This window comes from Methylotenera sp., assembly GCF_030684185.1.
Taxonomy (GTDB): Bacteria; Pseudomonadota; Gammaproteobacteria; order Burkholderiales; family Methylophilaceae; genus Methylotenera.
Genome location: NZ_JAUXOY010000028.1, coordinates 1 through 15068 on the forward strand (window position 1 = coordinate 1; position 15068 = coordinate 15068).

The window sequence follows — 15068 nt, forward strand, 5'->3', positions numbered from 1 at the left end:
GTCATATATAAATTAACCTGTTTATCTGAAATGTGATTACCTGACACAGCGCCTCCTTATGGTTTGCTGTGCAGAACTCTATCAGATCAACTAGACAAGTTAATTGTCGCTAGACCAGACAAGATAATTGTCGCTCAATAATCGGTTAAACATAAGGTGCGAATACTGCCTTCTGGCGGTAAATGTTGCCCTATGCGCACCAAATGTTTTTGTGATTGATCCATGCCGTTACATAAGCGGCTATACACTGAAAATTGCAACATATCGTAACCATCGCGCAGTAAAAAAGCATGAAAACGCGTGTAATGGCGACGCGCCTCCTTAGTGGTGACGGGCAAATCAAAAAACAGTACGATGCGCATAAATGGTTGCCCGTTTTTCATGGTTTAATATCCCAGCTAAAGATGTAGCACTTCTATTTTGTAGGAGCGGTCTGTGACCGCGAACCCTCGCTTTCGCGGTCACAGACCGCTCCTACAAAAAACTTACCGCTCAACTCATTAGCTTAATACCAAATACTTTTGGCATGGTTGGTAGCAACAATTTATCTGGTTTAGCCAACTCTGTTGCCGTGCTTAAGCTTTTAACTAACAAATGAATAGTGTGTAATAAAGTATGTTTTTCACCTGCCGCCATGCAGGCCAATTGCAGGCTTTGTACTAGGCTGGCACGTTCTGGCAAGGTTAATTTTGCTTCCTCACTTTGCCCATGTAGGCCAATGTTATTTAAGCTTACATAAGCATCTACAAACGGGCGAAACGGCTCAATTAAATCATCCGCCAAGTTAAAGGCGTTAAGTTCACTGCAATGGTGGATGCCAAGGGCTGGTATAAAGCCAAACTGCACTAATTCACGCGCAATGGCGGCGCGTATAATAGCGTAGCCATAATTGAGTGCTGCGTTGGGTAAATCTTCACCATGCCGCTTAAACGCATCGTGGTTTACGCCATCAAACAGCACATTAAAATACAGCCGTGCGGCTTGTGCTTCACAATTTTGGCTATCGCCACTATCCACCTCAGTGGCTAATTTCGTTAAACGGGCGTGTTCTTTACCACATAGTTTTAAAGTGGCGGCTTGATTGTTAATTTTTTGCTTAATAACCAACTGCCATAATCGCTTGGTAAATGGTTTAGACCATGCTACTTGCGCACGCAACATGCCTGCTTGACGGCTGTGCGGTAAAAAGCTGGTGAATAAGCCGTTAGGCGTGTGCGTTTCATCGCAGGTGATAATGGCGATATTTTCATCGGCACAGGCAGAAATCAAGGCACTGGTGAGCGTAATTTGCGGCGATTCCAACACGATGCTGGCAATGTCTTCTAGCGCCAAATTCACCTCGCCAGTGTCTTGCTCGCAACGCAACTGGCGGTTTTTAAGCGAGAGCCGCGCAGGGCGGCTAATCAGAAGATTCTGCCAAGCCATGGCGTGGCTCCTGTTTAACTTCAAACACTTCGCCCAGCACATCCACTTGAAGTTTTTTGAAAATGCCGATATTTTGAACTCCTACACCAGTTCTAGCCCATGACCTATCATGCGCCTCAATGGAAATATTGCCGTTAGCTCTATCTGTACCTTTGTAATAACCTCGGATAAATGAGCCTTTTTCACCTTTTTTATCAGCAATCAAAATCAAATCATTATTACAAAGGCTAAAGGAAAATTGGTATGTTGCATCCATTTCAGGCCAATCTTGCTCTAGCGTTGCTTGCTTAATCGCTTTATTCGGCAGCACGCCACTGACGCGGTCAGCCAAATAAATGGGCACTAGGTAAAACTTGCCTGCTTTGGTGAATACATCCACACGTAACATTTCGCCGTTATCTGCCAAGCCCCCACGCACGAGTACGCCAGTTTTGGTGGTGCGCTCAAGCTTAACACCTTTAATTAAACGGCCAAAAGCATCGTCACTTTCTTCCCCGTTTTTGCCTAAATAAAATGGCTTGGCAAATGGCTCTTTGCCACCTGTTTCTATTCGCTTTTTCAACGCTTGGTATAAATTAGCGTTGCGCGTTTCTTTTTCAGGAATGTTTTCTAAGCTTGCCAGCGTTAATGCTTGCAATTTCGTTTTGCTGGTCGTAATTGGGTTTTCTTTACTCATGCGCTTAGTGGAGCGAATGTTGGCATCATGCACGCCACCTGTCGCCTTGCGTGTAGGCGCACGCGAGACAAAAATTTCAGTCAACGCATCTTTAACATCTGCCCTAAAACTATCCCAAGGGAGCGGAAAATCTCGCCCTTCTTTTTTCTGATAATTAGTGGCAGTAATTTCGCCCGTATCGGTATCAATAATTTCTAGGTTTCGAGAGTAATCGCCAGATTTTTTATCACTCGCCCAAAGCTCTTTTTTACGTGAATAATCTGATACTCGTTTAACAAAGCCTTGTGTGGTACAAGCCACTACGGCGGCATCAAGCGCATGGTGCAAATCACCATCGGCACGCACTTTATGTAAACCCCAATGGGCGCGTAAAAACGAAGTGACTGCGCCATTGCGGGTTTGCACTTTGATTTTGTTTTCACTGGGTGCAAATTGCAGATTAAGCTTTAAAAACTCCTGCAAAAAGCGCGAGATATAACGCGTGTCATTTAAATTACGCTCTCTAAATTCCTGTTCGGCTTTTTCGTCAAAATCTACCCGTAATAAGCGGTTGCGCTTGGATTGCCTAAAGGCGTTGTGCGTTTCAATGCGTACCTTGTAGTCATGCCATTGCTGGCTGGCGAACGCGCCATTTAAATACTCATAAGGTGTTTTGTTGCCTTTATCGCGGTTGGCTTTGCTGGTGCATAACACTTTGTTTTTTAAGCTGTCATCCATACTGCGGCTGTACGGCAGAATATGGTCAATTTCGGCGTAGCCTTCTTCTAACAAACGCGCTGGCTCTAAATACACACCACTATAAGCACAGTAATTATATTCACGCCATAACCTGAATTTTGTAAACTCATCACCGCGTGGGTCACGCCCAAAAGTGCCGTTAAACTGCTTAACTGTGCGCTCTTTTTCCGCCTGAAACTCTTTTTGTTTACCTTCAATGTCTTTGCGCTCGCTATAAGGTTGCGATAACTCACGCGATAGCTCAATGTTAATCTGCGTAGGGCTGCCATAACGGCGAATCATGGCATTTATTACCTTGCGGGCTTGGGTAAGCGCACGTAACACCACGGGGTTACGTACTTCATCGGTTGGAATGTAAGGCAAAAATTGCTGTGGTTGTGCTTCGGTGGGCGCGGAGTGGTCATAGCCTGCCGCCGTGCAAGCTTCGTCATAACGTAGCCCTTGCGCTAAAAAGGGGTTGATATTGCGTAAGGCTTTGAGTGACAATGCCACGGCTTTATCAAATGACAACGCTAACACCGACTCTAGCAAGGCTGGTTCTAGTTGCTCAGGTGCGAGCATTTCACGAATTTTGTCATCGCTTTTGTACCAAGTAAGTGCAGTGGCAATGGCATCTAGCTTATCGGGCTGGCTGGTAAGGTTGCCCCACGCAAGCTCACCACAAGCCTTAGTTACTACACCACGCAACTGGTGGTAAGCTTTAAGTTCTGCAAAAGCCGCGTCTTCAGATTTATCAATTTCACCGCTTTTATATTGCACTAAGTTAAAACGAACTGATGCAGATAAATCTAAAGCTGTACGAATTTGACTATACTTAACTTTGGTTAATTTATACGCCATCGTTTCAATGGTTTTGCGTTGCGCTGCATCTAATGCGCGGCGTTCACCTGCTTCAATCAACATCAAGTTATTTAAGCGTGAAAGCAATACAAAACGCTCTGCGCTATAAGTAGCTTTTGCTGCACGTTTTTCATCAGGCTCAAACGTGCAAAAGCCCACCATATCTGCAATTTCGCCATCATCTACAGGTCGTTGCGAGGCGAAAATATTGGTGTAATCTTCCTCAAAACCAGTGCTTGCAAAAGCATTGCCAAGACCACGCTGCGCTTCAAACAAAGCTTTAATTTCAAGCAGTAAATCATCACGTGCTACGGTGTGGCTGTAATCTCCGCCTTTATTGCGCTTATGTTGCGCAAATTTTTCATCTTTCCACACCATTTCACCAATGGTGCGGTAATTTTTTTCATGCAAAAGCTTAGCATTGCCCGTTACGCCTTGTAATAATTTGCCGCCTTCTTTATCGCCAGCTTCACTTTTACGGTTAGATTTAAAACCACGGTGTTTGGCAATATGCAATAACACACGTGCCCAATCACGTTGGTTTAGTTTGCGTTCTAACCCGTCAGCACGTAGCAACCAAGGCGTTAAGTCATCCGCAGTAATCTCAGATAAGACTTCTGGCACAACATCATTGATTAAGCCTACGCGATAAAATAATCGTCGAATACGCGCCATACGATGCGCTCTGCGGCGAATGCGGCGGCGCATTCCTCGCGCCTCCCTTCTTGGTTTTGCTAGCGACTCTCCTGTTTTTGGCACTTCAGCCGCCACAAAAATGCGCGACCCTAAACCAATTAACGGTGTTATTTCTTGCGTGTCATCAATCGCCGCCCAACCAATAGATGCAACGCCAATATCTAAACCAAAAACAAGTGCCATAGAACTCCCTTTTTAGTATTATTTAGTGCTATCATTCTTTCAACGTAATCCTTCGGAATGGGGCACGTTGCTATAATAAGACTTAAATGTCGTAAGGTATCCCCCAAGAATGAAAATTTTTGGGGGTATCCTCCAAAAAAACTCAATATCAGTCAACAAATTACTAAATCTAACTCATGTCGCAGACTTCACTGCAAGTTCCAAAATCAGGTCAATCTTCTCGTGCTGAGCTTTTTAGCGATGGTGAAGATGGCCTTGCGCTGGCTGATTTAGCGCTTAAACTCAAAAACTCCAGCCCAGCTAAACCATTAATCATAATCACAGCTAACGCGTTTGATGCACAGCGCCTGTTAGAAGAAATCCCCTACTTTGCCCCGAGCTTAAGTGTGCATTTGTTACCCGATTGGGAAACACTGCCTTATGACCAGTTTTCGCCGCACCCTGATTTAATTTCAGACCGCCTGACTACGCTTTATCACATTGCGCAAAATGCTTGTGATGTAATTATTGTGCCGCTATCTACAGCGCTGATTCGCTTGAGTCCAAAAGCCTTTTTGAGTGCAAACACCTTTATGCTTAAAAAAGGCCAAACGCTGGATACCGAAGCATTGCGGCGTCAGTGTGCGGAAGCAGGTTATCACCATGTCACACAAGTGATTTCTCACGGTGAGTTTAGCGTGCGCGGCGGGCTGGTGGATTTATTTCCAATGGGTTCTGCGCTGCCCTACCGCATTGATTTATTTGATAACGAAATTGAAACCATCCGCACGTTTGATGTAGATACGCAGCGCAGCTTGTACCCTGTACCTGAAATTCGCTTGTTGCCTGCGCGTGAGTTTCCGTTAGATGAAACTGGTATTACACTCTTCCGAGGGCAGTTTAGAGAAGCTTTTGAAGGCGACCCGCAGCGCGCTAAGATTTATAAAGATGTCAGTAAGGGTGTGGCTTCTGGCGGCATTGAGTGGTATTTACCGTTATTTTTTGAACAAACCGCAACATTTTTAGATTATCTGCCAGCAGATGGTTTGCTTTGCCTACATGGCGACCTTGACCACAGTGCGCAGCAATTTTGGCGTGAGGCGCAATCACGCTATCGTACGCTGGCACATGATGCTGAACGACCTTTATTAACCCCCGAAAAATTACTGATTAAAACAGAAGACTTTTTTAGCGCCACTCATGCGTTTACACGCATTTTGTTGACGACTAATAACAAGTCAACTGGTTTACCTGCGCTAGACATTGAACGCCGTGCTGAACAGCCATTGCATAAACTTCAAAGCTACATTTCAGATTTCGCAGGGCGTATTTTAGTCGCTGCTGAAAGCCTTGGGCGTCGAGAAACCATCTCACAACTATTTGCCGAGCATAGTTTGCAGCCTGCCGTGATAGAAACCTGGGCAGAATTCAAAGACTCAAAAGAAAAGTTCATGCTGGGTGTTTCGCCACTACATCATGGATTTTGTTTAGAGAACACTGCAACTAGCAAATCGATTGCCGTCATTACCGAAGCAGAGCTATACGCTGCTACTGTACGCCAACAGCGTAGACGCGAAAAGGAAAAAGCGCGCAGCACTGAAGGCATGCTCAAAGACTTATCCGAACTGCGTATAGACGACCCGGTAGTGCATGAGCAGCACGGTGTTGGCCGTTACAAAGGGTTGGTGAATTTAGACTTTGGCGAAGGTGAAACGGAGCTTTTACTGCTGGAATATTTTGGCGAAGATAAGCTTTATGTACCAGTCTCGCAGTTGTTCCTAATTTCACGTTATTCTGGCGGACCGCCAGAATCTGCACCGTTACACCGCTTAGGTAGTGGCAACTGGGAAAAAGCCAAGAAGAAAGCCCTTAAACAAATCCGTGATACAGCGGCAGAACTCCTCAATTTATATGCGCAGCGCGCTTCACGGCGCGGTCATGCGTTTACGCTTAGCTTGCACGATTATGAATCGTTCTGCGAAGGTTTTCCGTTTGAAGAAACGCCAGACCAACTAGAAGCGATTGAAAACGTCATCAAAGACATGCAGTCCGGGCGCCCGATGGACAGACTAGTGTGTGGCGATGTAGGTTTTGGTAAAACCGAAGTTGCTCTGCGCGCTGCTTTTGTCGCGGTGATGGGCGGTAGGCAAGTGGCGGTTCTAGTGCCTACAACATTATTGGCTGAACAACACTTTAATAACTTTAAAGATCGCTTTGCTGAATGGCCAATCAAGATTGCAGAAATATCACGCTTTAGAACCGCAAAAGAACAAAAAGAAGCGCTGGCTGGATTAGAAGCAGGGCAAATTGACATCATTATCGGTACACACCGCCTCATTCAAAAAGACGTTAAATTCAAAAATCTGGGCTTAGTGGTATTAGATGAAGAACACCGTTTTGGTGTGCGTCAAAAAGAGCAACTCAAAGCTTTACGCGCCGAGGTTGATGTGCTCACACTCACCGCCACACCGATTCCACGCACGCTCAGTATGGCGATGGAAGGTTTACGCGAGTTCTCTATCATCACCACCCCGCCACAAAAACGCTTAAGCATTAAAACCTTCCATACCGATTATTCTGAAGGCATCATTCGCGAGGCTGCCATGCGTGAATTCAAGCGCGGCGGTCAGGTGTATTTTCTGCATAATGAAGTTGATACCATTCATTCCATGCGTGAGAAATTAGAGCGCATATTGCCTGATGCACGCATTGCAGTCGCTCACGGGCAGTTACGAGAGCGCGAGCTGGAACACGTGATGCGCGACTTCTACAACCAACGTTATAACCTGCTGCTGTGTACTACGATTATTGAAACTGGCATTGATGTACCTACTGCCAACACCATTATTTTGAACAAAGCAGATATGTTTGGGCTGGCACAAATGCACCAGCTACGTGGCCGTGTTGGTCGATCACATCACCAAGCGTATGCATATTTACTTACCGACCCTGACCGAAAAATTACCGTGCAGGCGCAAAAACGCTTAGATGCGATTCAACTCATGGAAGACCTGGGCGCGGGTTTCCACCTTGCCATGCACGATCTGGAAATTCGGGGTGCAGGTGAATTGTTAGGTGACTCACAAAGTGGCGAGATGCAGGAAATTGGCTTTCATTTATATTCAGACATGTTGAACCATGCAGTTAAACAACTCAAAGCAGGTAAGGAGCCAGATTTAAACGCACCGCTTGGCGTTACTACAGAAATTAACCTGCATACACCCGCCCTGCTCACCAATAAGTATTGTCCTGATGTACATGAACGTTTAGTCATTTATAAACGTTTAGCCAACTGTAACGATGATGACGAACTGGACGGCTTGCAAGAAGAACTGATAGACCGCTTTGGATTATTGCCGGAACAAGGCGAAGCACTCATCGCATGCCATAGGCTGCGCATAGCAGCCAAAGCAATAGGCATCATTAAAATTGACGCCAGTGCTGATGCGATTCAACTGCAGTTTAACCCGAAAGCAGATATTGACCCGCTTAAACTAATTAACCTGCTTCAGCGCGACAGACGCTGCCGAATGAATGGTCCGGATAAGCTGAGAGTAAGTGTGGGCTTGGAAGCAATTAACCTGCGAACTGACTTTGTAAAAACTTTATTGAAAGAGTTTATTTAGGAAAATGCTGATTTCACCAGTTTCGTCATGCCGGTCTGCTCTGAAATGACGGGGGTGAGTAAATCAGCATAACTTATCGAAATACCAACACCGCAATAGCAACCAAACCTACCGTTATCCAGCCAATGCGGTCCACGTACTGATGCAATGATTGTTCCATTTTTGCCCCACCCCATTTCATTAAGCCTGCCACCATATAAAAGCGCATGCCTCGCCCGATGACTGATGCAATAGTGAACGGCAGTAATGCCATTGAAAGCGAACCAGCGGCTATGGTAAAGACTTTGTAAGGAATCGGCGAAAAGCCTGCAACAAATATCGCCCAAAAACCCCATTTTTCAAACCAAACCACTGCGGTTTGGTAAGCATCCCAATAATGGCTGGCTTTAAGGTGTGGTTGAATGATATCAAATAATGTTGCACCAATGAAATAGCCCAACAAACCGCCCAGCACTGAAGCCACAGTGGTAATCAAAGCAAATCGCCAGGCGCGTTCAGGTTTGGCTAAACTCATGGGGGCTAACATCACATCAGGCGGAATCGGGAAGAATGACGACTCAGCAAAACTAAGCGCGCTCAAATACCATGGTGCATTTGGTAACCTTGCCCATACCATGGCACGCTGATACATCAGTGAGAATATTTTCATTTATTATTTAACCTTTTAAAGTATTCCTATCAACTAAGGGCCTTCCTAGATAACACATAGCCCCAGATGACCCATGGATTCAAACAGCCTAACCTGGGTTATATCAATCCAATAAAACTAACTTACTTATCGCCATAAAAAACACAGCGCATTTTACCTGTTTACTTTCATCTGCAAACAATATCGCATAGTTTTTTAGTTGCTCCCGATAATTTTCTGCAGCAATTTTTAATGTGGCGTTTGAGGCATCTGCTGTTAAAGCAATCGTCTTATAGTCAACAATCCATCTCACATCATTTTCAATAAAAGTACGGTCAACAATATAGTTTTTAACTTCGCCATTGTGCATGGATGTGATGCCTAGCTCTGCCTCACCGCGTGCTTTAAGTAACCACTGACCATCTTCACTTTGCAAGGTAACTTCAAGCAAATTTTGCACTCGCTGGCCTGCTTCCATGGCAATTTTTTCAGCATGCCCTTGTTGACGCAGCCAATGCTGCATGGCAGGGTTAAGTGTCGCAATACGTGCTGCCGACCAGGCTGCTAAACCTTGCTGTGCTATCATTTCCATATACCGATGAGCCAAAGTGCCAATATCAGCTTCCAGGCTCTGAACAAGGCTGGGCTGAGCGGCAAAGTTGTTTTGTGAAGTGGCTGCTATGGAATGTTTCGTTTGTAAAACCGCAGGGACTTGTAGCTGCTTTAAGCGCACCAAACGTGGCGTAAAGTTGGCAATGGTATCTTCTGTATCTACTTGTTGTTGAGGCGGTTCTGCTGATTCATACACCGTTGCTACCGCAGGCCATAGTAAATCTAAATAAGTGTTTTTGGTTGGGGAAACTTCACCTTTTGCGTTTTTATTAGCAATGCCCACCAGATGCAGTTGGCGCTCTGCGCGGGTGGCGGCTACGTACAGCACCCTTGCGTCTTCATTTGCATCGCGTGCGCTTTCGCGCGATTCTAAATAGTCATAAGCGCTGACTTTATCTTTATCACGCAAACCTTTGGGTATAAATGGCGCCGCCAGCAACTCATATTGGGCATGGTCATGATGTGGATTAACAAGGACCTCTTCCCACAATACAATCGGCTTATCACCATGATTACCGCCTATGCTTGCGCCCAACCCTGGCAAAATGACGGTATCAAATTCCAGCCCTTTAGATTTATGTATCGTCATCATTTGCAAACTTTCACCCTGGGTTTCTGGTGCGGCAAACAGTTTGGTGATTTCGGTTTGCATACGCTCGGGTGAAAACTGATTGCTACGGTCTAAATTATCTAAACACGCAAAAAACGCCTGTACATCAACGACGTCAGATTGCTCCCACAGGCAAGCAGTGCCGTTTAACATGAGCCACACACCGCGCACCCAGCGGCTAACATTCATGCGTCCCTGTGTTTCAAATGCCTCAGCAAATATCTCGCGCACATGGTGCAAACGCATTTTTCCATCAGCAGATAAGCCTTTCACGACTTCATCATTTTGCATCAGCGACCAGATGCTGTCGTGTTGATTATGCCCCGCCAGCGCATGCAAATCGTGCAAGGTTAGCCCACACCAAGGCGCGCGCAATATACTAAGCCAATGCACACGATCCGCTCTATGATGCAGCGCATGGGTGAGCGAGAGCAAATCCTGCACAATCTGGCGCCCTTCTAACGCCTCAATCTCAACCGCCTGAAAAGCGATTTCAGGGTGATTTCGACGCAACTTTGTCACCAGCGATGCCAAGTGCTTTTTAGCCCGCACCAACACCGCAATTTTTTTATTTGGGTCTGCTGCGCGCTCGCGTTGAATGATTTTGATCACCGCATCGGCTTCACGCTGGCTTGCAAGGGCTGATGATTCATCGACCAAACTCACAATAGGATGCACTTCAACCCCCGCTTGAATCGCATCAGGCTTAGTCGCAATAAACGGGCGATACTGAATTGCGCCTTGCGTTACGGCATCACTTGCCGGAAAAATTGGCGCGAACGTCTGGTTAATCCAATCGACTACCGCAGGACATGAGCGGTTATTGCGGTAAAGCTGTAATTTCTCAAGTTTTATATCACCGATACCATGGTTTGCTGCTTCAATAAACAGCCCGACATTGGCTTTACGGAAGCGATAAATCGATTGCATGGGATCACCCACGGTAAACAGTGTGCGACTATCACCCACTTGCCAGCCTAAAGTAAGCTGCTCTAACAGCTTGATCTGGCTTGGGCTGGTATCCTGAAACTCATCAACCAGCAAATGCTGAATTTGGTAATCAAGTTTCAATGCCAACTCGGTGGGTTCACCAAAGTTATCTGATAACGCACGCGTGGCACGATAAGCAATCTCCACAAAATCAACCTCACCTGCACGCTGAAACACCAGCCACAATTCAGCAACAGCCAAGTTGAGCAGCCTGGAAAGCGTGGTGATGATTTGCCAGCCTTCCTGATTGGTAGAAACAGCAGGTAATGTTCTGGTTTTAGCTAAAGACTCCGCAAAACTACCACCTGCCTCTAGTGAGGCTAAAAATGCATTAAAGCTGGCTTTCTCATCTTTATATTCTGCCGGAAAACCGGTGTTTTTATCAACTCTGGCACGGATTTTATCGTCTTTGGTGAGAACAAGCTCACGTACCGCCAGCCACATTGGCAATGCGTCAGCATGCGTCGGCAATGTGGACTCCCAATCTCTTAACAAGGCAATCGGGTGTTCACATGGCAACTGGCTAGCGGCAAATCTTGCTAACGGCATTAACTCATATTGAATGCGCGAATTAAAAACTGAAGCAATGGCTTCAAGCTCCTGTTCTACCAAATAACGCAAAGTGCTTTGTAATTGTTCGGCATCCACTTCATGTTGCGCATGATGCAGCCATTGGTCACGCTTTTCTAACATTGCAATCAGCAAATTCTTGAGCTGATTGGCGTCATTATCCACATAGCGCAACGCGTCTTTTACCACATCGCAATGTGTGGCATCTTCTAACAAAGCTAGCGTTTGCTCGGCCGCTTGGCCATACAGGGCGCTCGCCTCGTCAGTGACTCGGGGCTGCGAGCCAAAACGGCTCATCAGCGGCATTTGCCTGGCTAAGTGCGCGCACAAACTATCAATGGTAAAAATTCGCAGGCGCGCTGGGTTTTCAATCAGTTGCCAATTATTTTCTTGCGACTTCTGCAAGGCTTTCAGGCTCAATTCATAAGTAATCTGTTTATGAGCCTGCTCTGGCACATCTTCATTATCCGCCCTAATCAAACTATCCAAAATGCGTAAACGCATTTCTGCCGCCGCCTTATTGGTAAAAGTGATTGCGATAATTTCTTCTGGCGCGTTAACGGTTTGTAGCAGCTTCAAATAACGCTGTGTAAGCAGCTCGGTTTTACCCGCACCCGCTGGCGCTTCAACAATGAATGAAGTTAACTCGAGCGCGCGTGAACGGTTTTTTTCATCGGCTTCAAGATTTAAAGCTTGCGGAGTCGTCATGCCTTCTCCCCTTGAAACCGCTCAAACTGCAACTTACGTTCAGGCAATCGCAACAACGGCGTCACCTCGCAATAAGCCAACTCATTCTCATCGTTAAACCGCACCGCAGATTCACCTGCTTTAATCTCTTCGGCAATCTCTTCAATACTGGTTTTCCAGTGCATTAGCAGGTGCTGCCAATCAATAAAAGCTTTGGTGAAAGCAGGTTTGCGTTTATCCGGTTCAGCCTCAAAGTTCTCCTCTCCCACCCCTGAAAAAGCATGCTCTGCAATTTTAACCATACCGAAATAAACGCCTGCAACCTGCGCGATGTCTTCCGCATAAAAAGCTGCGTAAATGGGCAACTGAGGCTCGGTGATGCGGTCTTCCCCCCAACTTTTTGTTTTTGGAATCTGCCCGGTTTTATAGTCAACAAACACCAGTCCGCCGCTTTCAAGTTGGTGAATCCTGTCAATTTTAAGCGTGACTTCTATGCCGCAAATCTGTACTTGCTTCTCTGCCTCGCAAGCAACAATGTTAAACGCAACACCACGCGTTTTTTCAAATTGCAACCAGTCACCAATCAGCTTGCTTAGTCGTTCATGCTCAAGCTCCAACACTGTAGGCGAGGCAACGCTACTCTCGGCAGCAAAAGCTTGTAGCGTGCTTTGGATGGCTGCAATCAGCGCTTGTGAAAAATCAGCTTCACTCATATCTCGCAAGTCTGCAAAGTGCCGTTTACGCCAAAACCGCTCTAATACATCATGTACTAGTGAACCACGCTCCATGCTATCTAAACCGCTGGTGGGCGTTTTAAGCGCTTTTGCAGCTAGCCGATATTGGTAAAAAGCCCACGCAGGGCAAATGGCTTGTGCTTTAAGCAATCCTGTACCGCCTGAAACGTGATCACCAACTTGCACAGCTGGTGCGATGTGGTCATCAATCGTGGTTAAGTCTGCGTTACCGGCGTGGCTTAGCTGTTCGGCTAAAGTTTCCGCGAGTGGCATATCAGCTTCAATCATGACCACATCTTTCATGAGTGGCGAAGCACGGAGCTGGCTCTCGCCTTCTGTTTTGCTACTGGAAAAAACAATGTGTTTTGCAGAGTGCAGCAAGCGTTGGTGTATGGTCGCGGCGAATGCCGCTTGCACACTGTTATCTGCATTAGGCAATGCGGCAGCGCGCTGAATAGATGCAGGCAAAAGCGGATTAGGTCGTGCTGGCGGCGGCCAAATATGGTCGTTCATATTCATACACCACATAGCATCCACAGGCGCGCTCAATGCCTCCATAATACCTAGAATCTGTATGGCAGATTCATGCTCGGTTTCTGCCTGAAATACTTGTTCAGTGCATATCTGCTGTATCAAGTGTGCGGCCTCAGCGATTGACAGGGTTTTGCCGAGTACGTCTAATTTAGCCATTTGCTGCAAGGCTTTTTTCCATGCGTTAACGGCTTGATATTCAAGGCTGCTGATATTGCGCTCACCAGGCCAATTAAGGGCTGTAAGCAAGTTAGTTAAGATTTGCGCCCAATTTGAAGGCATTGCCTTTTTGGTTGGAACGGCAGAGGCCGCACGTAAATGTGTCAATAAACCTGAAATTCCCAAACCATTATCATGCTGCTGCTCTGCAAATTCCATAAAGCGTTGTAAGGTAAATTGCATAGGCAGCTTTTCGCGCATTTTGGCATCAAGCATGGCGCGCGCATCGGCCTCTTTTGTACTGGCTGACCAAAATGGTGATAACAAAACATGAGACACGTCAGCCTGCTGTAGTTGGTACGCGCTTAATAAACGAATCAGGTTTAATGCTGCCTGAATAATAGGTTGCTGGGCTAACGGCGTACCAAGCGAGAAATTATAATGGCGTGGCATCTCCGCCATGCCGGGGCGCACGCTGGCAGGGTAAAAACCGTCATCGAGCAAATCAGCCAATTGATTTCTAATATCACTTAATCTTGGCGAAACAATGGCAAGTTTCGCGTTTGGATTAGCTTCTAGCATGTGTTGCGCCCATGCCACCGCAGCGCGACATTCTGCCTCTTGGTTTTCCAAACTTATATGCTGTGTTTGCGCGGGTTCTACACAGATAGTAGCGTAATCCTCCACCTGCACTGCACGTGCCAGCAATACCTCACGCAGACGCTTTTCTTGCGGTGCCGTTTGGTCAAAACCCGCAAATGCAATTTGAGCAGGTAACGCAGCCGTGCTTTGCGCGATGCAATCCAGCTGCCAATCTATAAAACGCACATTCTCTAGCGCATTTAACTGAATACAACGTTGCCTGAAAGCCCATTGCCACTGCATAAACTGGCGTGATTCCTCTGCTGCAAGTTCACGTGGAATGTGCAAATTCCACGCAACCATGTAACGGTTTGCCTCCATGGCCGCACTCGCCAAACCAGACACATCAAACAACTCACCAAACGCATTCTTTTTGAGCGATTGCGTAATCACGTCTTCCCACAGCAATTGCTCATTAAACGGACTTAGCGCATAAGGCGGCATTTGCGCAGCATTTTGATTAGTCAGTAACTCTGCTTCTATAACAGCCTCTAACCATTGCGTTAGTGTGAGCACTGTCGGGCTAAGCCACTGCGCTTCACCCGCCTGTATATGTTGTTGCGCTATGTCGTTTTGAATACTGCGTGCAAGACGAGCCGATGGGCAAATAATGATGGAATGTGTGGTTAAAGACATGCCATGATTGTAGCGTTTAGTCGGCATTTATAGCGTTAAAACCAGATAAATATAATTAAAAAAGACCGCATTAGCGGCCTTTTTTAATTAGCTCAGATGTATAACT

7 protein-coding genes are annotated in these 15068 nt (G+C 46.2%); 1 reads left to right on the forward strand and 6 read right to left on the reverse strand.

The window, feature by feature from the left end; translation table 11 throughout:
• Positions 1-134 precede the first annotated feature (134 nt).
• The 3 genes from cas2 to cas9 all read right to left on the reverse strand — a co-directional run bounded on the left by cas2 (position 135) and on the right by cas9 (position 4558).
• Positions 135-383, reverse strand: coding sequence for a CRISPR-associated endonuclease Cas2 (gene cas2 / locus Q8J82_RS11315; RefSeq protein WP_305328330.1), 249 nt, complete (start codon positions 381-383; stop codon positions 135-137).
• A gap of 109 nt (positions 384-492) precedes the next feature.
• A complete protein-coding gene (gene cas1 / locus Q8J82_RS11320; protein WP_304909616.1) occupies positions 493-1425 on the reverse strand; it encodes a type II CRISPR-associated endonuclease Cas1 in 933 nt (310 codons plus the stop codon).
• Positions 1400-4558 carry a type II CRISPR RNA-guided endonuclease Cas9 gene (gene cas9 / locus Q8J82_RS11325; protein WP_304909615.1) on the reverse strand — a complete coding sequence of 1053 codons (3159 nt, stop codon included), beginning with the start codon at positions 4556-4558 and terminating at the stop codon, positions 1400-1402. Before cas9 ends, cas1 begins: the two co-directional genes overlap by 26 nt.
• A 176-nt stretch (positions 4559-4734) precedes the next feature.
• Here cas9 and mfd point away from each other — a divergent pair, with 176 nt between their 5' ends.
• Entirely contained in the window at positions 4735-8163 is a 3429-nt protein-coding gene (mfd, locus tag Q8J82_RS11330) for a transcription-repair coupling factor (RefSeq protein ID WP_305252497.1), read from the forward strand.
• A gap of 73 nt (positions 8164-8236) precedes the next feature.
• Here the strand turns inward: mfd and Q8J82_RS11335 are convergent, their stop codons facing one another.
• The 3 genes from Q8J82_RS11335 to Q8J82_RS11345 all read right to left on the reverse strand — a co-directional run bounded on the left by Q8J82_RS11335 (position 8237) and on the right by Q8J82_RS11345 (position 14989).
• Positions 8237-8812, reverse strand: a complete 576-nt coding sequence (locus Q8J82_RS11335; protein ID WP_304890784.1) for a YqaA family protein — start codon at positions 8810-8812, stop codon at positions 8237-8239.
• A 103-nt stretch (positions 8813-8915) separates the two neighbouring features.
• Positions 8916-12281, reverse strand: a complete 3366-nt coding sequence (locus tag Q8J82_RS11340) for a UvrD-helicase domain-containing protein (RefSeq protein WP_305328331.1) — start codon at positions 12279-12281, stop codon at positions 8916-8918.
• Positions 12278-14989, reverse strand: coding sequence for a PD-(D/E)XK nuclease family protein (locus Q8J82_RS11345; RefSeq protein WP_305328332.1), 2712 nt, complete (start codon positions 14987-14989; stop codon positions 12278-12280). Before Q8J82_RS11345 ends, Q8J82_RS11340 begins: the two co-directional genes overlap by 4 nt.
• Between the last annotated feature and the right edge of the window lie 79 nt (positions 14990-15068).

What these genes read in the sequence shown, in the direction of transcription:
- cas2 (WP_305328330.1), bottom strand. Translation starts at nt 383, where the DNA reads ATGAAAAACGGGCAACCATTTATGCGCATCGTACTGTTTTTTGATTTG.
- cas1 (WP_304909616.1), bottom strand. Translation starts at nt 1,425, where the DNA reads ATGGCTTGGCAGAATCTTCTGATTAGCCGCCCTGCGCGGCTCTCGCTT.
- cas9 (WP_304909615.1), bottom strand. Translation starts at nt 4,558, where the DNA reads ATGGCACTTGTTTTTGGTTTAGATATTGGCGTTGCATCTATTGGTTGG.
- mfd (WP_305252497.1), top strand. Translation starts at nt 4,735, where the DNA reads ATGTCGCAGACTTCACTGCAAGTTCCAAAATCAGGTCAATCTTCTCGT.
- Q8J82_RS11335 (WP_304890784.1), bottom strand. Translation starts at nt 8,812, where the DNA reads ATGAAAATATTCTCACTGATGTATCAGCGTGCCATGGTATGGGCAAGG.
- Q8J82_RS11340 (WP_305328331.1), bottom strand. Translation starts at nt 12,281, where the DNA reads ATGACGACTCCGCAAGCTTTAAATCTTGAAGCCGATGAAAAAAACCGT.
- Q8J82_RS11345 (WP_305328332.1), bottom strand. Translation starts at nt 14,989, where the DNA reads ATGCCGACTAAACGCTACAATCATGGCATGTCTTTAACCACACATTCC.